At 69.8% G+C, this 18,794-nt stretch carries 21 protein-coding genes; 14 read left to right on the forward strand and 7 right to left on the reverse strand.

Features of this window, described 5'->3' with window-relative positions:
• The first annotated feature begins 112 nt into the window (after positions 1-112).
• Both OU996_RS03545 and OU996_RS03550 read left to right on the forward strand, forming a co-directional pair.
• On the forward strand, positions 113-1,300 hold the full coding sequence (locus OU996_RS03545; RefSeq protein WP_267584280.1) for a M20 aminoacylase family protein: 1,188 nt from the start codon (positions 113-115) through the stop codon (positions 1,298-1,300).
• A 14-nt stretch (positions 1,301-1,314) separates the two neighbouring features.
• Positions 1,315-2,550 (forward strand): MFS transporter, encoded by a 1,236-nt coding sequence (locus OU996_RS03550; RefSeq protein WP_267584281.1) that lies wholly within the window; start codon positions 1,315-1,317, stop codon positions 2,548-2,550.
• Here the strand turns inward: OU996_RS03550 and OU996_RS03555 are convergent.
• Both OU996_RS03555 and tal read right to left on the reverse strand, forming a co-directional pair.
• The gene (locus OU996_RS03555) at positions 2,547-3,305 is read right to left on the reverse strand and encodes a sulfite exporter TauE/SafE family protein (RefSeq protein ID WP_267584282.1); all 759 of its coding nucleotides are present in this window, start codon (positions 3,303-3,305) and stop codon (positions 2,547-2,549) included. The genes OU996_RS03550 and OU996_RS03555 overlap by 4 nt on opposite strands.
• A gap of 120 nt (positions 3,306-3,425) precedes the next feature.
• Positions 3,426-4,397 (reverse strand): transaldolase, encoded by a 972-nt coding sequence (tal, locus tag OU996_RS03560; RefSeq protein WP_267584283.1) that lies wholly within the window; start codon positions 4,395-4,397, stop codon positions 3,426-3,428.
• Between the two features lie 303 nt (positions 4,398-4,700).
• On the opposite strand from tal, the gene OU996_RS03565 reads away from it, so the two are divergent.
• The 3 genes from OU996_RS03565 to OU996_RS03575 are packed head-to-tail and all read left to right on the forward strand — an operon-like array spanning position 4,701 to position 6,683.
• Entirely contained in the window at positions 4,701-5,540 is an 840-nt protein-coding gene (locus tag OU996_RS03565) for a hypothetical protein (protein ID WP_267584284.1), read from the forward strand.
• Positions 5,541-5,550: 10 nt separating this feature from the next.
• Positions 5,551-6,162 (forward strand): chromate transporter, encoded by a 612-nt coding sequence (locus OU996_RS03570; RefSeq protein WP_267584285.1) that lies wholly within the window; start codon positions 5,551-5,553, stop codon positions 6,160-6,162.
• Entirely contained in the window at positions 6,159-6,683 is a 525-nt protein-coding gene (locus tag OU996_RS03575) for a chromate transporter (protein WP_213755003.1), read from the forward strand. Before OU996_RS03570 ends, OU996_RS03575 begins: the two co-directional genes overlap by 4 nt.
• 18 nt (positions 6,684-6,701) lie before the next feature.
• Here OU996_RS03575 and OU996_RS03580 read toward each other — a convergent pair whose 3' ends face one another.
• Complete coding sequence (locus OU996_RS03580; RefSeq protein WP_267584286.1) at positions 6,702-7,403, reverse strand: TIGR00266 family protein; 702 nt, start codon at positions 7,401-7,403, stop codon at positions 6,702-6,704.
• Positions 7,404-7,588: 185 nt separating this feature from the next.
• Between OU996_RS03580 and OU996_RS03585 the strand changes: the two genes are divergently transcribed.
• Together OU996_RS03585 and OU996_RS03590 are read left to right on the forward strand one after the other, a co-directional pair.
• A complete protein-coding gene (locus tag OU996_RS03585; protein ID WP_267584287.1) occupies positions 7,589-7,915 on the forward strand; it encodes a hypothetical protein in 327 nt (108 codons plus the stop codon).
• 182 nt (positions 7,916-8,097) lie between these two features.
• The gene (locus tag OU996_RS03590) at positions 8,098-8,772 is read left to right on the forward strand and encodes a YoaK family protein (RefSeq protein WP_267584288.1); all 675 of its coding nucleotides are present in this window, start codon (positions 8,098-8,100) and stop codon (positions 8,770-8,772) included.
• 21 nt (positions 8,773-8,793) lie between these two features.
• Here the strand turns inward: OU996_RS03590 and OU996_RS03595 are convergent, their stop codons facing one another.
• Together OU996_RS03595 and OU996_RS03600 are read right to left on the reverse strand one after the other, a co-directional pair.
• The gene (locus OU996_RS03595; RefSeq protein WP_267584289.1) at positions 8,794-9,141 is read right to left on the reverse strand and encodes a hypothetical protein; all 348 of its coding nucleotides are present in this window, start codon (positions 9,139-9,141) and stop codon (positions 8,794-8,796) included.
• 134 nt (positions 9,142-9,275) lie between these two features.
• Complete coding sequence (locus OU996_RS03600; protein WP_267584290.1) at positions 9,276-9,869, reverse strand: DUF6101 family protein; 594 nt, start codon at positions 9,867-9,869, stop codon at positions 9,276-9,278.
• A 220-nt stretch (positions 9,870-10,089) separates the two neighbouring features.
• Between OU996_RS03600 and OU996_RS03605 the strand changes: the two genes are divergently transcribed.
• The 5 genes from OU996_RS03605 to lpxK all read left to right on the forward strand — a co-directional run bounded on the left by OU996_RS03605 (position 10,090) and on the right by lpxK (position 14,276).
• Positions 10,090-10,917 (forward strand): 3'(2'),5'-bisphosphate nucleotidase CysQ, encoded by an 828-nt coding sequence (locus OU996_RS03605; RefSeq protein ID WP_267584291.1) that lies wholly within the window; start codon positions 10,090-10,092, stop codon positions 10,915-10,917.
• Between the two features lie 68 nt (positions 10,918-10,985).
• Positions 10,986-11,222: a DUF4170 domain-containing protein gene (locus OU996_RS03610; protein ID WP_267584292.1), complete on the forward strand. Its 237-nt coding sequence runs from the start codon at positions 10,986-10,988 to the stop codon at positions 11,220-11,222.
• 17 nt (positions 11,223-11,239) lie between these two features.
• Positions 11,240-11,974, forward strand: coding sequence for a lysophospholipid acyltransferase family protein (locus tag OU996_RS03615; RefSeq protein ID WP_267584293.1), 735 nt, complete (start codon positions 11,240-11,242; stop codon positions 11,972-11,974).
• Positions 11,967-13,262, forward strand: a complete 1,296-nt coding sequence (locus tag OU996_RS03620) for a 3-deoxy-D-manno-octulosonic acid transferase (RefSeq protein WP_267584294.1) — start codon at positions 11,967-11,969, stop codon at positions 13,260-13,262. The genes OU996_RS03615 and OU996_RS03620 overlap by 8 nt, the downstream gene beginning before the upstream one ends.
• Positions 13,263-13,265: 3 nt before the next feature.
• Positions 13,266-14,276, forward strand: coding sequence for a tetraacyldisaccharide 4'-kinase (lpxK, locus tag OU996_RS03625; RefSeq protein WP_267584295.1), 1,011 nt, complete (start codon positions 13,266-13,268; stop codon positions 14,274-14,276).
• Positions 14,277-14,294: 18 nt separating this feature from the next.
• On the opposite strand, the gene OU996_RS03630 is transcribed toward lpxK, so the two are convergent.
• Both OU996_RS03630 and xseA read right to left on the reverse strand, forming a co-directional pair.
• On the reverse strand, positions 14,295-14,519 hold the full coding sequence (locus tag OU996_RS03630; RefSeq protein ID WP_267584296.1) for a DUF2093 domain-containing protein: 225 nt from the start codon (positions 14,517-14,519) through the stop codon (positions 14,295-14,297).
• Between the two features lie 89 nt (positions 14,520-14,608).
• The gene (gene xseA / locus OU996_RS03635) at positions 14,609-16,225 is read right to left on the reverse strand and encodes an exodeoxyribonuclease VII large subunit (protein WP_267584297.1); all 1,617 of its coding nucleotides are present in this window, start codon (positions 16,223-16,225) and stop codon (positions 14,609-14,611) included.
• A 254-nt stretch (positions 16,226-16,479) separates the two neighbouring features.
• Here xseA and OU996_RS03640 point away from each other — a divergent pair, with 254 nt between their 5' ends.
• Positions 16,480-17,424, forward strand: coding sequence for a glycine--tRNA ligase subunit alpha (locus OU996_RS03640; protein ID WP_267584298.1), 945 nt, complete (start codon positions 16,480-16,482; stop codon positions 17,422-17,424).
• Positions 17,425-17,456: 32 nt separating this feature from the next.
• Entirely contained in the window at positions 17,457-18,776 is a 1,320-nt protein-coding gene (locus tag OU996_RS03645) for an MFS transporter (protein WP_267584299.1), read from the forward strand.
• The last annotated feature ends 18 nt before the right edge of the window (positions 18,777-18,794 follow it).

The raw sequence follows: 18,794 nt of genomic DNA on the forward strand, positions 1-18,794 counted from the left end.
GCCCTGCAGACAGGACAGACCGGTCCTGCGCAAACGCCGCGCCCGCGCGCTTGTCTCGCCCGCCCGCCCGCGCCATACAGGCGGCGGGCACCCGTCGAGGGCGAGCGGACGCATGAGCGAGCAGCAGTCACAGGCCGGCATTGTTCCTGCGCTCGCGGCGCAGGCCGGGGAACTCACCCAGTGGCGGCGCACGCTGCACGCCATGCCGGAAACCGCCTTCGAGGAGCACCGCACCAGCGCTTTCATGGCCGAGAGGCTGGAGAGCTTCGGCCTGCCGGTCGATCGCGGCCTTGCCGGCACCGGGCTGGTGGCGACGCTGCACGGCGCGCGCGGCGCCGGCCCCTCCATCGGCCTGCGCGCCGACATGGACGCGCTCGACATTCTGGAAGCCACCAACCTGCCTTATCGCTCGGACACGCCGGGCAAGATGCACGCCTGCGGCCATGACGGGCACATGACCATGCTGCTCGGCGCCGCCCGGCATCTGGCGGCGAACCCGGATTTCGCCGGCACGGTGCATTTCATCTTCCAGCCGGCCGAGGAGAATGAGGGCGGCGGCAAGGTGATGGTCGAGCAGGGCCTGTTCGAGCGCTTCCCGATGGATCAGGTCTATGGCCTGCACAACTGGCCGAACGCCCCCTTCGGCACGGTGCTCGGCCGGCATGGCCCGATGTTCGCCGCCTTCGACATTTTCGAGGTGAAGGTGATCGGGCGCGGCGCCCATGCCGCCATGCCCCAGCGCGGCATCGACCCGGTGCTGGCGGCCTCGCTCATCGTCGCCCAGCTGCAGAGCATCGTCGCCCGCTCGGTGAGCCCGCAGGAGGCGGCGGTCGTCACCGTCACGCAGATCCATGGCGGCGACACCTGGAACGTCATCCCCGACGAGGTGGTGCTGCGCGGCACGGTGCGCACCTTCGCCAAAGAGGTGCGCGATCTCGTCGAGACGCGCTTCCGCGCGGTCGTCGAGGGCGTCTGCGCCGCGCAGGGAGCACACGCCGAAATCCGCTATGAGCGGCGCTACCCGGCGACGGTGAACTGGCCGACCCAGCTGGAGACCGCCTTCGCCGCCGCGCGCGCCACGGTCGGCGCCGACAAGGTGGTGACGGATTTCGAGCCGATCATGGCAGCGGAGGATTTCGCCTACATGCTGGAGGCGGTGCCCGGCGCCTATGTGTGCCTGGCCAGCGGGCCGGGACCGAACCTGCACAACGCCGCCTATGACTTCAACGACGCGCTGCTGCCGATTGGCGCCAGCTACTGGGTCAACCTCGTCCATTCCCTGCTGCGCCCGGCGGCCTGAGCCCGAGATCTTCCATGAGCGCCACCGCCGCCGCCCCGCACCGGCCCCCCGGCGGGCGCAGCCTGTTCATCACCGGGCTCGGCGTCGGGCAGGTGATTTCCTGGGGCACGCTCTATTACAGCTTCCCGCTGATCGCGCAGGCCATGGGCGTCGAGCTCGGCTGGTCCAAGGCCGAACTCTATGGCGCGGCAACGCTCGGCCTCGCGCTCGCCGGCCTCGTCGCCTACCCGGTCGGCGCCGCCATCGATGCCGGCCATGGACGGCTCATCATGACCGGGGGCTCGGTGCTGGCGGGGCTGCTGTTCATGCTGTGGTCCCAGGCCGACAGCATGGCGCTGTTCTACCTCGCGGTCGCCGGCATCGGCGCCATGCAGGCGGCGACGCTCTATGACCCCGCCTTCGCCGTGGTCGCGCGCCGCGTTGGCCCGCTTCAGGCGCGCGGCGGCATCACCGCGCTCACCCTGTGGGGCGGCTTCGCCTCCACCGTGTTCATCCCGCTGGTGCAGCTCCTCCTCGACGCGGTCGGCTGGCGCGACACGCTGATGATCCTCGGCGCGATCAACATTCTGGTCGCGGCGGTGGTGAACTTCGCGGTGATCGACCCGCGCGCCGATGCGCCGATCGCCCCGCCGCGCACCGCGACGGAGGCGCCGGCGACCTCCGCCATCGCCGAGGTGATGCGCCAGCCCGCCTTCTGGGCGCTCGCCATCGCCTTTACCGCCTATGCGGTGACGTTCTCCGGCTTCACCTTCCACGCCTACCCGCTGCTGATCGAGCGCGGCTTCGACACGCATACGGTGGTGAGCGCCATCGCCATCATCGGCCCGGCGCAGGTGACCGGGCGCATCGCGCTCTGGGTGCTGGCGCCGCGCGCGCCGATGCGCGTCGTGGGCGCGCTCGCCGTCGCGGTGTTTCCGGTGGCCTTTCTGGCGCTGGAATTCATGCCGCCGGACTTCGTCTGGGTCGCGCTGTTCGGCATGGTGTTCGGCGCGGTGAACGGCATCACCACCATCGTGCGCGGCCTGGTCGTGCCGGAGATGCTGACGCGGCGGGCCTATGGCGCGGTGAACGGGGCGCTGGCCGTGCCCGCCACCATCGCGCGGGCGCTGGCGCCGGTGGGCATGGCCATGCTGTGGACCCTGACCGGCTCCTATGACGCGGTGCTCACCGCCATCATCCTCGCCTCGCTGGTGGTCGCTGCCGGCTTCTGGAGCGCGGTGTTCCTGACGCGGGACACCGCCGCCTCCTAGATCCCGAGCATGCCGCGCGTGCCGTCCCACAAGAGCTTGAGCGAGAGCAGGAACAGCGCGCCGACGATCAGCCGGTAGAACAGCTTCTCCGGCAGCCGGCGTGTCACCCAGACGCCGGCGAAGGTGGCGAGGATGGCCACCGGCATCAGCGCGGCGGTGATCTTGAGATTGGACGGGTTGAGCTGGCCGAGCGCCCAATAGGGCGGCAGCTTCATCGCGTTGATCGCGGCGAAGGCGATGGTGGTGGTGCCGGCATAGACCATTTTCGGCAGGCGCTGCGGCAGCACATACATCTGGTAGGGCGGCGCCCCGCCATGGGTGACGAAGCTGGTGAAGCCGGACACCGCGCCCCAGAACAGGCCGCGCGGCACATCGGCCGGGCGCGGCGTCGCCCCGACAGTGCCGAACCAGCGCACGAGACAAAAGGCGAGGCCGATCAGCCCGACGATCACCTCCACCATCGCATCGGTGACGATGGAGGCGGTCGCCCAGCCAATGCCGATGCCGATGGCGGCGGCGGGGATGACGATGGCGAGCACGCGGCGGGAGAATTCGCGCCGGTAGGCCCAGACGCCGAACATATCGCTGACCACATAGACCGGCAGCAGCAGGCCGGCGGCGGCGATGGGCGGCATGACCAGCGCCATGATCGGCACGGAGAGCGTGCCGATCATCGGCACGCCACCCTTGCCCATGCCGACGCAGAAGGCCGCGAGGACGGCGGCGGCGGCAAAGGCCGGATCAATGAGGAGCATGGGCGGCAACGCAGGCTGAGGCGGGCGGGAGCCCTCCTCCTGAACGAAACGAGGAGGGCAGGAGCCCTCCTCTCGGGTGCAATGAGGCGAGCGGGAGCCCCCTCTATCAGGCGACCGTTATCAGGCGGCCTTCGCGCCTTCCAGCCGCTTGGCGACCTGCCCGCGCAGCGTGCGCAGATCCTTGACGAACTGGCGGATGCCTTCCGAGAGCTTCTCGGTCGCCATCGCGTCCTCGTTGAGGGCGAAGCGGAAGGCCTTCTCGTCGAGGACGATCTTGGCGGGAGTGACGTCGATCTTCGCCGGGTCGAGCTTGCGCTCCAGCACGCCCTCATCCTTGGCGAGGTCGTCGAGCAGCGAGGGGCCAATGGTCAGCCGGTCGCAGCCCGCCAGCGCCTCGATTTCGCCGGTGTTGCGGAAGGAGGCGCCCATCACCACGGTGCGGATGTCGTGCGTCTTGTAATAGGCGTAGATCTCGCGCACCGACTGCACGCCCGGATCGGTCTCCGAGGTGAAGGGGCCCTGACCGGCCTTGACGTGCCAGTCGAGGATGCGACCGACGAAGGGCGAGATGAGGAAGGCGCCGGCATCGGCCGCCGCCACCGCCTGCGCCATGGAAAAGAGCAGCGTCAGGTTGCAGTCGATGCCTTCCTTCTGCAGCACCTCGGCGGCGCGGATGCCTTCCCAGGTCGAGGCGATCTTGATGAGGATGCGCTCGCGGCCGACGCCGCGCGCCTCGTAATCGGCGATGAAGCGGCGCGCCTTGGCGAGCGTCGCCTGCGTGTCGAAGGAGAGGTCGGCGTCCACCTCGGTGGAGACGCGGCCGGGCACGATCTTGGAGAGCTCGGCGCCGAAGTTCAGCGCCAGCCGGTCGCAGGTGGCGTCCACCACCGCCTCGGTGGCCCCGCCCTGGGTCTGGCCCCATGCGATCGCCTCGTCGACCAGCGGCGCATAGGCCGGCATCTCCGCCGCCTTGAGCAGCAGGGTCGGGTTGGTGGTGCAGTCCTGCGGCTTGAGCCGGCGGACCGTCTCGATGTCGCCGGTATCGGAGACGACGACGGTCATGGAGCGGAGTTGGTCGAGCTTGGACGGCATGGGACAATCTCTCTTCTTGCGGCTACCCGTGAGGGGCGTCGGCGACGGCGGATGGTCGGGCGGGTTGGACCATAAAGCGGTCCCCCGGTTCAAGCTGTGTTTGGCCTTGCACCGTCCCGGCGACGCTCTTGTGACACGTCGCGACTAGGCGTAAATCCTAGCGGTCTTCACAACCGGATGAAACCATCCGGCGGGACGGTCCGCGCGGATCGCTTCGGCGATTTGGCACAGCCCTCCCCCGTGTCATGATACCAGGCTCGTAATCCCCCTGCCGGCCTCGGACCGGCGCGTGCGAGGCGTTCGATGGACGATATTCACTACCGTGAATACAAGATCCTGCTGCGGCCGGAGCGTTTCTTTGACCCGCACCAGTTCGAGGTCTACTGGCACAAACTGGGCCTCATCGCCCCCGAGTTCAAGGTCGGCGTGGCCACCAACAAGGACGGCTTCAAGCGCCATGTGCGCGAGGTGCTGTTCTACGATACGCCGGATTACAATCTTTACCGGCACGCCTTCATCCTGCGCAAACGCACCTTCTACACCGATGGCTGGCCCGACCCCGAGCACGAGCTGACCTTCAAGTTCCGCCATGCCGACTTCGATACGGCGGCGGGCATCGACGTGACCCCGCATCTGAGCGGCACCGCCAACATCAAGTTCAAGGAAGAGCTGCTGCCGCTGAAGGACAGCCTCGGCGGCATGCGCTCGCTCTACTCGCATAATTGCGTGCTGCTCTCGCCCGGCCTCATCCTCGACGAGGGGCTGGAGCGCATCTCCCGCGTCTTCCCGGCCATTGGCGAGCGCTGCGACTCGCATAATGACGACAAGGTCTCGCTGGTGAACAACCTGCCGGTCGAAGAGGTGCAGGTGAATGTCGGCTCCTTCGATTTCGGCCACGGGCTGATCGCCAAGGCGACCATCGCCGTGTGGCGCGACCGGGCGACCGAGAGCTCGATCATCGGCGAATTCGCCTTCCAGGCGAAATTCGACCGCTACGACCAGCTCCACGCCAAGGCCCGCACCCGCTCCGAGGAGTTTTTCAAGGCGATCCAGAACGAGGCGCCGGAATGGGTGCAGCTCGGCACCACCAAGACCTCGCTGGTCTATAATTTCGGCAAGCAGCTCGCGGAAAGCCACGAGTGAGCATGCGCGGATGAGCGGCACAATAGAGCCCGCCCCGGCGGAGGATGCCGGCGGCTACAGCCTGCCGCGCGACGTCTCGCTGTGGGAGATCTTCGTCACCTTCCTCGTCATCGGCGCCACCAGCTTCGGCGGCGGCGTCGTCGCCTATCTGCGCGCCGGGCTGGTGCTGAAGAAGCGCTGGCTCGACGAGGAGCACTTCATGTCGGCGCTGGAGATCTCGCAGGCGCTGCCGGGGCTCAACGCGACCAATATGAGCATCATCGTTGGCGACCGGCTGCGCGGCGTGCCCGGCTCGATCATCGCCTTTCTCGGCATCACCCTGCCCGGCGCGGCGCTGGTGATGCTGCTCGGCGTGCTCTACGCCTCGAACGCCCATAATCCCTATGTCAACGCCGCTTTGGTCGGCGTCGGCGCGGCGGCGGTGGGGATGCTGACGGCGGTGACCGTGCAGATCGGCCGCAAGCAGTTCGGCGGGCTGATCGACGCCGCCATCATCGCCATCACCGTGCTGATGGTGAGCGTGCTGCACATCTCGCTGGTCTGGGTGCTCATCACCGTCGGCCCGGCGGCCGTGTTCATCTATCGCCCCCGCAAGGACGTGCCACCGGAGACCGGCGAATGAACGAGAACCTCTCCGTCCTCGCCGTGTTCTCGCTGCTCTCGGTGCTCGCGGTCGGCGGCGGCGCGGCGGTGCTGCCGGAAACCAAGGCGCTGGTGGTCGACGCCCATCACTGGCTGAATGACGACCAGTTCCGCGACATTTATGGCCTCGGCCAGGTGGTGCCGGGCCCGAACATGCTGATGGTGATGGTGATCGGCTATCACGTCACCGGCTATACCGGCGCGCTGCTGGCCTTTCTCGGCTTCTTCGTGCCGGCCGGCGTCATCTCCTGGGGCGCCTCGCGGGTGTGGGACCATTTCGAGGGCTCGCCCTGGCGCGCCTCGCTGCAGAAGGGCATGGCGCCGCTGGTGGTCGGGCTGATGGCGGCGGGCGCGATTTCCATCGCCAAGACGGCGATCGACGGCGCGCTCACCGTCGCCATCGCGGTGGCGGTGTTTCTCGGCGTGTATTTCGTCAAGAAGGTCAACCCCGCCTTTTTCGTGCTCGGCGGCGGCGTGGTCGGGCTGGCTTTGCTGAGTTGACCGGCGCCGCCGGCCATCTCACCCCTGCTTGGCCGGCAGGTAATGGCTGATCGTGTGGGCAAGGCCCGGCGCGGTCAGCGTCTGCAGCCACACCTTGCCGGGGCCGGACAGCTTCACCAGGAACAGCCCGTCGCCGCCGAACAGCGCGTTGCGCACGCCGCGAATGGCGGTCATCTCGAAGGACACGCTGTCCTCGAAGAAGCCGATATGGCCGGGATGCACCATGAGGAACTGGCCGGGCTGGAGATCATAGGTCACGATCTCGCCGCCGACCTCGATCCAGGCCTTGGCGTCCCCTGAGAGCCGCTGGAGGATGAAGCCCTCGCCGCCGAACACCGCCCCGCCGAGCGTCTGCTGGAAGGCGGAGGCGATCTCCACCCCCGGCGTGCCGCAGACGAAGCCGTGGCGGTGGACGAGATAGCCGCGCTCGCGCGTCACCTCGACCTCGATGATGGTGCCCGGCAGCTTGGCGGCGAAGGCCACATTGCCCGCCCCGCGCTGGGCCGCGAACTCGGTCATGAACAGGCCGCCGCCCGCGACCGCGCGGCTGACCAGCCCGAACAGGCCGCCGCCACCGCCCCCGCCGACCGCGGTCGAGGTGGTCATGGCGATGTCGCCGGACATCCAGGACAGCTGGTCGGGCACGCCGACTACCCTTTCGCCGGCCTCCAGATAGATTTCCAGCACGGGCAGGGTGGTGCCGATGATCTTCGAGCGCATGGCGTTACCTCCGGCGCGTCAGGGCGCGTTTGCACGTGAGCATACGGGACCGGACGGGGCGAAATCCAGCCGGCCCAGCGGCAACCATGTTCAAGAAATTTTTGCCTTGGCATGGACTTAGGCGTGCCGGCCTGCCCGGCTCGTGGTAATTTGCTCCCGTCTGGTCACATTCTCGGGAGCGTTCCATGCGGAACCGTTTCGCGGCCTTCTCCTCATCCCTGCGCAAGAACCTTCTCGGCCTCGCTGTCGGCGCGGCCACCCTCGCGGCCGCCGGCCTTGGCGGCACCTCGGCGCAAGCCGCGGTCGCCGGCCCGGCGCTCGGCACCGCCGTGCCGTCCATCCAGCTCACCGAGAATGTGCGCTGGGTCTGCGGCGTGTGGCACTGCTGGTGGCGCCCCAACTGGACCTATGGCACCGTGCCGCCCTATGCCCGCGCCTGGGGCCCGCCGGAGCGTCCCGGCTGCTTCTGGCGCCGCAATTGGGGTGGCGGCTGGACCCACGTCTGCCCCTGATAGGCGCTGTCCCTGATACGCGCTGCCCGTGATCCCCGGATCGCGTCCGGCCTGATCCGGCTCACCCCGGATCGGCCGGATGAAGCGGTATCGCCGCCTGCCCGCCCGGCGCCGTGCGCGCCGCCTTGCATCGAAAGGGGCGCCTCGGGCGCCCTTTTCTGCGCCGAGCTGAATCTCCCGCCATGCCCACGGCCTATCGCCCGCTCATCTTCGCCAGCCTCGCCACGCTGATCGCCGGCTTTGTCGACGCCGTCGGCTATGCGCATCTGGGCGGGCTGTTCCTCTCCTTCATGAGCGGCAACAGCACGCGCCTCGGCATCCAGATCGCCAACGCCCATTGGGATCTCGCCGGGCTCACCGCCACCGTCATCGCCAGCTTCGTGGCCGGCGCGTTCCTCGGCACGCGGGTGGCCGACGCGACGGGCGACTGGAAGCTGGTGAGCATTCTCGGTGTCGAAGTGGCGCTGTTCGCGCTGGCGGCCGGGCTCACCGCTGCGGGCCTCGGCGTGTCCTCGCTGGTGCCGGTGGCCGTGGCGATGGGCATGCAGAACAGCGTGCACCAGATCATCGCCGGCGCCGATATCGGCAAGAGCTTCGTCACCGGCGCGCTGTTCGGCCTCGGCCAGTCGCTGGCGCGGCTGTCCAAGGGCACGAGCAAGCCGGCCGAAGCCATCGCCTATGCGGGCTCCTGGGGCTGTTTCGTCGTGGGTGCCGGCATCGGCGCCCTGATGCTGGATGCCGCCGGCCTCAGCCGGGCGCTGACCAGTGGTGCGGTGCTGCTGGCCGGGCTATCGCTGACCGCCTGGGCCTTTCACGGCCACCTCATCCATCCGGTCGGCCGCTCCGGCGGTGACTGAACCGCTCCTGCAGGTCGGCCGCTACTGCAGCCCGATGGCGTCGCGCGCGGCGGCGACCTCTTTCTGGCAGACATCCTCATTGCCGGTGGCGGCGGCGGCGCGCGCCCGCTCCAGCGCCTTCTGCGCGATTTCCGGCTTCACGCCGTCGCCGATCTCCGCCTCGACCTTGGCCATGCTGGACGGCGAGGGATCATGGCTGAGCAGCGCCGCGTCGCTCTCCGGCGCCGGCGGGCCGCCGGCGGCAAGATCGGCGATCATCCGGTCGAGTGCCGCCTGCGTGTCGTCGGCGGCCTGGGTGCAGGGGCTGGCGGAGGCAACGGTCGAGGCCAGCAGCAGGGCGGCGAAAGCGAGGGACAGCCTGTTCGTCATGATGGGTCTCGAACGCGACGGCGCAGCAACGCGCGGGGTGACGGGATGGCCGTGTCATGTCGCGCCATTGCAGCAGCACCATGGCGGGCCGATCGGGCGGCCATGGGAGTGCCATGCGAGTGCCGATGGGCCGCTCAGTCCCGCGCGATCAGCTCGCGCTCGCCGCGATGCACGTCGAGATCACCGAGCGGACGGCCGGCGGCGCGGCGGCGCAGCATGGTCGGACGGCGGTGCTTGAGCGCGCCGCGCCCGCGCCGGCGCAGCCGGGGCGTGGCGACCGTGACGCGCCCGATCATGCCATAGGCCGGGCGGCGGGTGCCGTCGGCTTCCGTCACCAGCATGGGCAGGCCGAGCGCCGCGCTCCAGCCGCGCCATTCGGCGACGACATCGTCGATATGCGGCGCGGAATAGAGCGTCACCGACAACGCCGGATCGGCATGGACCAGCACGATGGCGACGCCCTCATCCTCGCCCTGCGGGTCGAGCAGCGCGACCGCGAGGCCCTGATAGGCCGCGAGCGGCAAGGTCAGCTTCATCGGCACGCTGGCCGTGCGCCGGCGCAGCACCAGATGGTCAGGATGCAGCTCCACCCGGCGCACGCCATTATCGGCGGGGGGGTCGATCGACTGGAACACCAGCGGCCAGTCGGTCGCCGCCCGCGGGCGTTCCAGGCAGACATAGGGAAAGATCGGCTCGGCGGCTCTCGCCGCCGCTCGAAATGGACGCATCATCGTAATCCCTGCCGGTTTTCAGGCTCTGACGGCCCCGGTCGTATCGGCAAGCTAACGTTCGACCCCTCGCTTCCGGCTTAAGGGACATGGTTGACCGTTTCTTCGCGCCGGCAGCACCGTCACTTCCGCCCGCTATGCTTGACGGAAGCTTGCCGCGCGGGGCCTCCATGCTCATCTGGCGGTTGCCAGCGCCCGCCACTGCGCTTAAGCCCCCGGCATGAGCGAGAACGCCGCCGACCGCCCAACCCCGCCGCAAGCCCATCGGGCTGACCCGCTGGCCAACCCGGCCGTCGCGGCAGGACACCTCGCCGAAGCCGTGGTCGCCGCCGGCGCGGTGGCGGTCGCCATGTTCCGCGATGGGGTGAAGTCCTGGTCGAAGCACAATGACTCGCCGGTGACCGAGGCGGACCTCGCCGTCGACCTCATGCTGCGCGAGCGGCTCAGCCTGCTCGGCCCGGATTATGGCTGGCTGTCGGAAGAGACGGTGGACGAGCCCTCGCGCCTCACGCGCCGCCGGGTCTGGATCGTCGATCCCATCGACGGCACCCGCGCCTATATGGCCGGCGGGGCGGACTGGTGCGTCGAGGCGGCGCTGGTCGAGGATGGCCGGCCCATCGCCGGCGCGCTGTTCGCCCCGGTGACGGAAGAACTGTTCATCGCCGTCCGCGGCGGCGGGGCGACGCGCAACGGGCGGGCGATCGAGGCCTCGCAGGCGCCGAATCTTGCTGGCGCGCGCGTCGACGGGCCGGTGCCCTTCCTCAACCATATCGACCGCGCGGGCACCGCCCACCGGGTGCAGCGCATCCGCTCGCTCGCCCTGCGCATCGCCCGCGTCGCCACCGGCGAGCTCGATGCCGCCTTCGCCTCGCCCAATGGTAACGACTGGGATCTTGCCGCCGCCGACCTTTTGGTGCACGAAGCAGGGGGACGCCTCACCACCCTCGACGGGCTTCCGCTCGCCTACAACGCTCCGATACCGCGCCATGGGGCGCTGGTGTCGTCCGGCGCGCTGCTGCATCCCTCGCTGATGGATGCGGTGCGCTGAGGGCGCGGCGACGGAATCCTGAGCGGGCGAGCCACCCCGATCGGAAACAACGGCAGCAGACTGGGCTCATGACCACCCCTCAGCTTCTTCATCTGGTTTTCGGCGGCGAACTCGAAAGCCTTGACGGCGTCACCTTCAAGGATCTCGACAAGCTCGACGTCGTGGGCATCTATCCGAGCTACGCCACCGCGCATGCCGCCTGGAAAGCCAAGGCGCAGCAGACGGTGGACAACGCCCAGATGCGCTATTTCGTCGTCCATCTGCATCGCCTGCTGGATCCCGAGACCAGCCCGGCCGCGCGCTGACGCTGCGGCCCCGGACAATGTGGCGTAGACTGCGCACGTCGCAGACAGTGCGGACCGTGCTCGGCCGGAGCATGGCCGGCTATCTGCGTCTCGTCTGGCGTACCCAGCGCGTGGTGATGGAGCCGGCCAATCTCTATGATCTGGCCGATGCCCAACTGCCGATGATCCTGACCTTCTGGCATGGGCAGCATTTCCTCACCCCGTTCCTGGTGAAGCCGTATCACCGGGCCCGTGTCATGATCTCGCGCAGCGCCGATGCCGATGTGAACGCCATCGCCGCCGAGGCGCTGGGCATCGGCACGGTGCGCGGCTCGGGCGCGCAGGGGCGGGATTTCCGCGTCAAGGGCGGGTTCAACGCGACGCTGGAGATGATCCGCCATCTGTCGGAAGGCACCAATGTCGCGATGACCGCCGACGTGCCGAAGATCTCGCGCATCGCCGGGCTCGGCGTCATCACCATCGCCAAGCATTCCGGACGGCCGATCTATCCCGTCGCCATCGCCACCTCGCGCCGCATCCTGGCAAAGAGCTGGGACCGCGCGGCGATCCATCTGCCCTTCGGCCGCGCCGCCGTGGTGGCCGGCGATGGCGTGCTGGTGCCGGCCGATGCCGGCCCGCAGGAGCTGGAGGCCGCCCGCCGCGAGCTGCAGCGCCAGCTCGAGGAAGCGACCGCGCGCGCCGAGGCGCTGGTCGGGCGACCCGCACCGGCCAGGGCCGGCCGGGATGCCGGCGCCGGAACGCCCAATGGCTAAGGCCCGCTCGACCTTCCTCATCCGCGGCTATCGGCTGGCGACCTGGCTGGCCACGCCCTTTGTCCGGCTGATGCTGATCGGCCGGCTGAAGCGCGGCAAGGAGGAGCCGGCGCGGCTGCGCGAGCGCTTCGGCCGGGCCGGGCTGCCGCGCCCCAAGGGGCCGCTCGTGTGGGTGCATGGCGCGAGCGTCGGCGAGATGCTGGCCGTGCTGCCGCTGATGGACAGGCTGCGGGCGCGCGGCTTCAAGGTGCTGCTGACCTCGGGCACGGTGACCTCGGCCCGGCTCGCCGCCTCGCGCCTGCCGCCGGACATCGTGCACCAGTTCGTGCCACTGGATTCCCCGCTCTTCCTGCGCCGCTTCCTCAAGCACTGGCGGCCGGACCTCGTGCTGCTGGTCGAATCCGAGCTGTGGCCGAACCTCCTGATCGAGGTGAATGCCCGGCGCACGCCGCTGGTGCTGGTCAATGCGCGCATGTCGCCGAAATCCTTCGCCAACTGGCAGAAGGTGGGCGGCAGCGTCGGCGCGCTGCTGGCGCGGGTCGATCTGTGCCTGGCGCAGGCGCCTGACGATGCAGAGCGGCTGCGCGGCCTCGGCGCGCCGCGCGTGGCGGTGACTGGCAATCTCAAATTCGATTCCCCCCCGCCGCCGGTCGATCTCGTCGCCTTCGACCAGCTCCGCGCCGCCTCCACCGGGCGCACCGTTTTCGTCGCCGCATCGACCCATCCGGGCGAGGAGGAGGTGCTGATCGAGGCGCATCAGCGCCTCGCGGCGGAAATTCCGAACCTGCTCACCATCATCGCCCCGCGCCATCCCGAGCGCGGGCTGGAGGTCGCGCGCCTCGCCAATGAGGCCGGCTGCCCGGCGGTGCTGCGCAGCGACGGCTATCTGCCCGACCGGGGCACCGCGATCTATGTCGCCGACACGATCGGCGAGCTTGGCCTGTTCTACCGGCTCGGCGCCGTCGCCTTTCTCGGCGGTTCACTGGCCCGCAAGGGCGGGCAGAACCCGATCGAGCCGATCAAGCTCGACATGGCGATCCTGCACGGCCCGCACACCACCAATTTCAGCGATCTCTACAGCGAGCTCGACGCCAATCGCGGCGCGGTTCCGGTGGAGGACGCCCGCGCGCTGGCCGCCACCGCCTTCACCCTGCTGAAGGACACCGCGGCGCGCAAGCGCATGATCCGCGACGGGCAGGCGACCATCGACAGCTTCGGCGGGGCGCTGGGGCGCACGCTGGTCGCCATCGACCCCTATCTGGTGCAGATCCGGCTCGAGAGGCGCTGAGCGATGCAGGCGCCGAAGTTCTGGTGGCAACGCGACCCCACGCTGGCGGCGCATCTGCTCTCGCCCCTCGGCGCCCTCGTCGGCGGGGTGACGCTGGCGCGGCTGCGCACGGCCGGCACCGCCATCGGCGTGCCGGTGATCTGCGTCGGCAACCCGACGGTGGGCGGGGCCGGCAAGACGCCGACGGTGATCCAGCTCGCGCGGCGGCTGTTCGCGCAGAAGCACACGCCGGTCATCGTCACGCGCGGCTATGGCGGGCGCGAGCGCGGGCCGCTGCGGGTCGATCCGCGCGGCAGCACCGCCGCCGATGTCGGCGACGAGCCGCTGCTGCTTGCCCGCGCCGCGCCGACCTATGTGGCGCGCGACCGGCTGCTGGGCGCGCAGATGGCGGCGCAGAGCGGCGCCGACATCGTGCTGATGGATGACGGCTTCCAGAACCCCGCCATCGCCAAGACGCTCTCCATCCTCGTGGTCGATGCCGGGGTCGGCGTCGGCAACGGGCTGTGCCTGCCGGCGGGCCCGCTGCGCGCGCCGCTGCGCCCGCAGCTCGACCGGGCGCAGGCGCTGCTGATCGTCGGCGAGGGCGCGCCGGGCGAGCGCGTGGCGCGCGACGGCTATGCGGCGGGCATCCATGTGCTGCGCGGGCGCCTCGCGCCGGATGCGCACACGGTCGCCCGGCTGTTCGGCCGGCGCGTGCTGGCCTATGCCGGCATCGGCCGCCCGGCGAAGTTCTTCGACACGCTGCGCACGCTCGGCGTGCTCACCACGGTCACCCGCGCCTTCCCGGACCACCATGTGTTCACGGCCAGTGAGATCGCCGAGCTTCAGGTGCAGGCGGCGCGCGCGGACCTGCTGCTCGTCACCACGGAAAAGGACGCGGCGCGGCTCGCCAGCACCGAGGCCGGGCGGGGATTGCTGGAAATGAGCGAGGTTCTGCCGGTGCGGCTGGCGCTGGAGCCGAGCAGCGCCAAGACGCTCGACCGGCTGATGGCGAGCGCGCTGCGCGTCGACTGAGCGGGCCTCCGCCGGAATTCAGCTGGACTTGAGCCGATCCGGGTGCAGGCGCGCCAGCACCGCCTGCGGCGTCGCATAGGCTTCCTGCAGATCGACGCTCCAGTAGCGGAGTTCGTCGAGCGGGATGGACTGGCCGGTCACGGCGCAGCGCACGAAGGTGCCCGGACGCACGACCCGGAAGTCGCCGTCGAGATAGCGCACCTCGGCTTCGCCGGAGGCAGAGAAACGTTCAAAGCGGTTCATGCTTCCGCTCATGCGGTTGGTCGGCTTTACCCGACAATAAGGATCGGCCGCCCTTCCCGCAAGCGAGGGGGCAACCGGCGAAAAAAGCTCTAATTGCCGAACAAGGTGGGTTGGCGGGTCGCGTCCGGCAAGGAGCGTGACGGCTTTGCCTTGCGCGGGGCGCGCGCGGGCGGCGGCGTACCGGGGTCGGACGGGGCAAGCCCTTCCCCGGCGGTCGCCGCCACGCGGCCGTCGCGGAACTCGATCTCCAGCGCCTGCCCGGCGCTGACCGCCGCGGCGGCGTGGAGCGGGGTGCCCGCGCCATCGCGCACCAGCGCGAAGCCGCGTTCCAGCACGCCCTTATAGGACAGCGCGTCGAGCAGCCGGCTGGCGCGCTCCAGCCGCCGCTCGCGGTCGAGCCGGCTCTGGAGGTGGCAGCGGTGCAGCCGGTCGAGCAGGCCGGCAAGCCGGTCGCGCCCACGCTCCAGCCGGTTGCGCTGGGCCTGCGCGGCAAGGCCGAGCCGGGCCTCGATGCGGGTGAGGCGACGGCGGTGCTCGCCGGTATTGCCGGTGAGCGAGCGCGGCAGGCGCGGGCCGACCAGCATCAGCCGCTCGCGCCGCCGCCCCAGCGCTGTCGCCAGCATCTGCGGGGAGAAGCGCGCTTCCGCGCGGGTGAGGCGCAGCCGATGCGCGCCGGCATTGGCTTTCAGCGCGCGCGGCAGGCGCCCGGTGGCGAGATCGAGCCGCTGGCGTGGGCCGGCGAGCAGCGCATCGGCGCTCGGCAGCAGGCGGCCGAGGGAGCGCAGATCGGTGCGCCGGCGCTCCGTGCCGCGCACCAGCGCGCCGGTAAGCCGGGCCTTGAGGCTCTCAATGCCGGCGATCAGCTCACCGCGCACCGGCACCGCCATTTCCGCCGCCGCCGTGGGCGTGGGGGCGCGCACATCCGCCGCGAAGTCGATCAGCGTCACGTCGGTCTCGTGGCCGACGGCGGAAATGAGCGGGATGGCGCTTTCCGCCGCCGCGCGCACCACCGCCTCGTCGGAAAAGCCCAAGAGGTCTTCCAGCGAGCCGCCGCCCCGCGCGACGATCAGCACGTCCGGCCGGGGAATGGGACCGTTGGCGGGAAGCGCGTTGAAGCCGCGAATGGCGGCGGCGACTTCCGCCCCTGACGTGTCGCCCTGCACCCGCACCGGCCAGACCAGCACATGACGCGGGAAACGGTCGGCGAGGCGATGGAGAATGTCGCGGATCACCGCGCCGGTCGGCGAGGTGACGACGCCGATGACGCGGGGCAGGAAGGGCGGGCGGCGCTTGCGCTCGGGCGCGAACAGGCCCTCGGCGCCGAGGCGGCGCTTGCGCTCCTCCAGCATCGCCATGATCGCGCCGGCGCCGGCGAATTCGAGCTGCTCGATGACGATCTGATAGGAGGATTTGCCGGGAAAGGTGGTGATGCGCCCGATGGCGACCACTTCCAGCCCTTCCTCGGGCCGCAGCTTGAGCCGGCCGAACACGCCCTTCCACACCACCGCGTCGATGCGGGCGTTCTGGTCCTTCAGCGAGAAATAGGCGTGGCCCGACGAATGCGGCCCGCGATAGCCGGAGATTTCCCCGCGCACCCGCACATGGCCGAACGCATCCTCCACCGTGCGCTTGAGCGCGCCGGAGAGTTCCGAGACGGTCCAGTCGGGGGCGTTGGAGACGGGCGATTCGGGGACGAGGTCGGGCATGGGGGAGTGATAGTCGGTTTTGCGGGAGGCGGGAACCGGGCGGCCGCCCACGTCATCCCGGCCGTGGGTCTACCGTCATCCCGGCCGGAGGCGCAGCCGTAGAGCCGGGATCGCTCTCCATTCTGCCCGCGATCCCGGATCGGCCTGCGGCCGTCCGGGATGACGTTGCGCGGTACAGGCCCCGCCACCTTGATCCCCGCCCCCGCGCGGCCTAGGTTGCGCGCGATTTTTCCCGCCAACCGCCGGCCTTCCCGATGATCGATCCCAAGCTGCCGCCGCATATGCGCCCCGACAAGTCGTTCCAGGGGCTCATCCTCGCGCTCCATGCCTTCTGGGCGGACAAGGGCTGCGTCGTGCTCCAGCCCTATGACATGGAAGTCGGCGCCGGCACCTTCCACCCGGCGACCACGCTGCGCGCGCTCGGGCCGCTGCCGTGGAAGGCGGCCTATGTGCAGCCCTCGCGCCGGCCGAAGGATGGGCGCTATGGCGAGAACCCCAACCGGCTGCAGCATTATTATCAGTATCAGGTGATCCTGAAGCCCTCGCCGCCGGACCTGCAGGAGCTCTACCTCGCCTCGCTGGAAGCCATCGGCATCGACCTCCGGCTGCACGATGTGCGCTTCGTCGAGGATGACTGGGAGAGCCCGACGCTCGGCGCCTGGGGCCTCGGCTGGGAGTGCTGGTGCGACGGCATGGAAGTCTCGCAGTTCACCTATTTCCAGCAGGTCGCGGGCTTTGAATGCGCCCCCGTCGCGGGCGAGCTGACCTATGGTCTGGAACGCCTCGCCATGTATGTGCAGGGCGTGGAGAACGTCTACGACCTCAATTTCAACGGCCGCGAGGGTGACGAGAAGGTCACCTATGGCGACGTGTTCCTGCAGGCCGAGAAGGAATATTCCCGGCACAATTTCGAGCACGCCGACACCGCCATGCTGTTCGAGCAGTTCCGCATGGCCGAGAGCGCGGCGGCGAAATACCTCGAGGCGGGCTGGGCGGATGAAGCCAAGACCCGCCACCTCATGGCGCAGCCGGCCTATGACCAGTGCATCAAGGCGAGCCATGTGTTCAATCTGCTGGATGCGCGCGGCGTCATCTCGGTGACCGAGCGCCAGAGCTACATCCTGCGGGTGCGCGAACTCGCCAAAGCCTGCGGCGCCGCCTGGCTCGCCACGGAAGCGGGCGGCACGCCGGCCGCCTGACCCTTTCCCCTCCCGCACCGGAGAGTGCCCCCGTGTCGGTGTCCAGTCTCGTCTCCGAAGGCTACCCCGACACCGGCCCGGTGGTTCCGACCCAACGACGCGCGCCGGTGCGCAGCCTGGTCGCGGGTGCGCTCGGCAATGTGCTGGAGTGGTACGACTTCGCCGCCTATGGCTTCCTCGCCGCCATCTTCGCCAAGAACTTCTTTCCCGACAGCGACGCCTTTGTCGGGCTGATCTCGGCCTTCGGCGTGTTCGCCGCCTCCTTCCTCATGCGCCCGGTCGGCGGCGTGGTGTTCGGCCATATCGGTGACCGCTATGGCCGCCGCCGCGCGCTGCTGATCTCCGCCGCGCTGATGACCGGCTCCACCGTCGCCATCGGCCTCTTGCCGACCTATGCGACACTCGGCGCCGCCGCGCCCGTGCTGCTGCTGGTGATGCGCCTGCTGCAGGGGCTGTCCATCGGCGGGGAATACACGACCTCGGCGATCTATCTCGCGGAAAACGCGAAGGCCGAGCGGCGCGGGCTCATCACCTCCCTCGCCGGCTGCGGCGCCTCGGCGGGCACGCTGCTCGGCTCGGCGGTGGGCGCGGTCACCGCGATGATGATGAGCACCGACGACCTCACCCAATGGGGCTGGCGCATTCCCTTCCTCGCGGGAATCCTGCTCGGCGGCTTCACGCTCTATCTGCGCCGCGCCTCGCTCGACGAGGACGAGACGCCCCCGGCCCGCGCGGTGACGGAGGGCCTGCCGCTGGCGCTCGCGCTGCGCACCGACGGCGCCAACATGCTGCGGGCGATGCTGATGAACCTGACGCTGGGCGTCAGCTTCTACCTGATCTTCGTCTACCTCACGACCTACATGCAGCAGGTGGACAACCTGACCGCGCGGCTCTCGCTGCAGATCAACACCATCTCCATGGTCACGGTGCTGATCCTCGCGCCGGTGTTCGGCGGGCTGTCCGACCGCATCGGGCGCAAATGGATGATCGCCAGCGGACTCATCGGCATGGTGCTGCTGTCCTGGCCGCTGTTCCGCCTGCTCGATTCCGGCACGGCGGAAGGCGCGCTGCTCGGCCAGATCGGCTTTGCCGTGCTGATCGCCATGTATGCCGGGCCGATCCCCTGCGCGCTGGTGGAGATGTTCCGTTCGGCGACGCGCTGCTCGGCGCTCTCGCTGTCCTACAATATCTCGGTGGGGCTGGCCGGCGGCACCGCGCCGATGGTCGCGGTCTATCTCGTCAGCCGCGAGCACTGGGACATGGGCCCGGCCTGGTATCTGATCGGGCTGTCCATCATCTCGCTGGCGGCGACGCTGACCATGACCGAGCGGCGCGGCGCGCCTCTGGGCTAACCGTCCCCTAACGCGCCC

It is taken from the genome of Ancylobacter sp. SL191, from assembly GCF_026625645.1.
Lineage (GTDB): Bacteria > Pseudomonadota > Alphaproteobacteria > Rhizobiales > Xanthobacteraceae > Ancylobacter.

Excerpts from the sequence above, each read along its gene's own strand:
- OU996_RS03545 (WP_267584280.1), top strand. The coding sequence starts at position 113 with ATGAGCGAGCAGCAGTCACAGGCCGGCATTGTTCCTGCGCTCGCGGCG.
- OU996_RS03550 (WP_267584281.1), top strand. The coding sequence starts at position 1,315 with ATGAGCGCCACCGCCGCCGCCCCGCACCGGCCCCCCGGCGGGCGCAGC.
- OU996_RS03555 (WP_267584282.1), bottom strand. The coding sequence starts at position 3,305 with ATGCTCCTCATTGATCCGGCCTTTGCCGCCGCCGCCGTCCTCGCGGCC.
- tal (WP_267584283.1), bottom strand. The coding sequence starts at position 4,397 with ATGCCGTCCAAGCTCGACCAACTCCGCTCCATGACCGTCGTCGTCTCC.
- OU996_RS03565 (WP_267584284.1), top strand. The coding sequence starts at position 4,701 with ATGGACGATATTCACTACCGTGAATACAAGATCCTGCTGCGGCCGGAG.
- OU996_RS03570 (WP_267584285.1), top strand. The coding sequence starts at position 5,551 with ATGAGCGGCACAATAGAGCCCGCCCCGGCGGAGGATGCCGGCGGCTAC.
- OU996_RS03575 (WP_213755003.1), top strand. The coding sequence starts at position 6,159 with ATGAACGAGAACCTCTCCGTCCTCGCCGTGTTCTCGCTGCTCTCGGTG.
- OU996_RS03580 (WP_267584286.1), bottom strand. The coding sequence starts at position 7,403 with ATGCGCTCGAAGATCATCGGCACCACCCTGCCCGTGCTGGAAATCTAT.
- OU996_RS03585 (WP_267584287.1), top strand. The coding sequence starts at position 7,589 with ATGCGGAACCGTTTCGCGGCCTTCTCCTCATCCCTGCGCAAGAACCTT.
- OU996_RS03590 (WP_267584288.1), top strand. The coding sequence starts at position 8,098 with ATGCCCACGGCCTATCGCCCGCTCATCTTCGCCAGCCTCGCCACGCTG.
- OU996_RS03595 (WP_267584289.1), bottom strand. The coding sequence starts at position 9,141 with ATGACGAACAGGCTGTCCCTCGCTTTCGCCGCCCTGCTGCTGGCCTCG.
- OU996_RS03600 (WP_267584290.1), bottom strand. The coding sequence starts at position 9,869 with ATGCGTCCATTTCGAGCGGCGGCGAGAGCCGCCGAGCCGATCTTTCCC.
- OU996_RS03605 (WP_267584291.1), top strand. The coding sequence starts at position 10,090 with ATGAGCGAGAACGCCGCCGACCGCCCAACCCCGCCGCAAGCCCATCGG.
- OU996_RS03610 (WP_267584292.1), top strand. The coding sequence starts at position 10,986 with ATGACCACCCCTCAGCTTCTTCATCTGGTTTTCGGCGGCGAACTCGAA.
- OU996_RS03615 (WP_267584293.1), top strand. The coding sequence starts at position 11,240 with ATGTGGCGTAGACTGCGCACGTCGCAGACAGTGCGGACCGTGCTCGGC.
- OU996_RS03620 (WP_267584294.1), top strand. The coding sequence starts at position 11,967 with ATGGCTAAGGCCCGCTCGACCTTCCTCATCCGCGGCTATCGGCTGGCG.
- lpxK (WP_267584295.1), top strand. The coding sequence starts at position 13,266 with ATGCAGGCGCCGAAGTTCTGGTGGCAACGCGACCCCACGCTGGCGGCG.
- OU996_RS03630 (WP_267584296.1), bottom strand. The coding sequence starts at position 14,519 with ATGAACCGCTTTGAACGTTTCTCTGCCTCCGGCGAAGCCGAGGTGCGC.
- xseA (WP_267584297.1), bottom strand. The coding sequence starts at position 16,225 with ATGCCCGACCTCGTCCCCGAATCGCCCGTCTCCAACGCCCCCGACTGG.
- OU996_RS03640 (WP_267584298.1), top strand. The coding sequence starts at position 16,480 with ATGATCGATCCCAAGCTGCCGCCGCATATGCGCCCCGACAAGTCGTTC.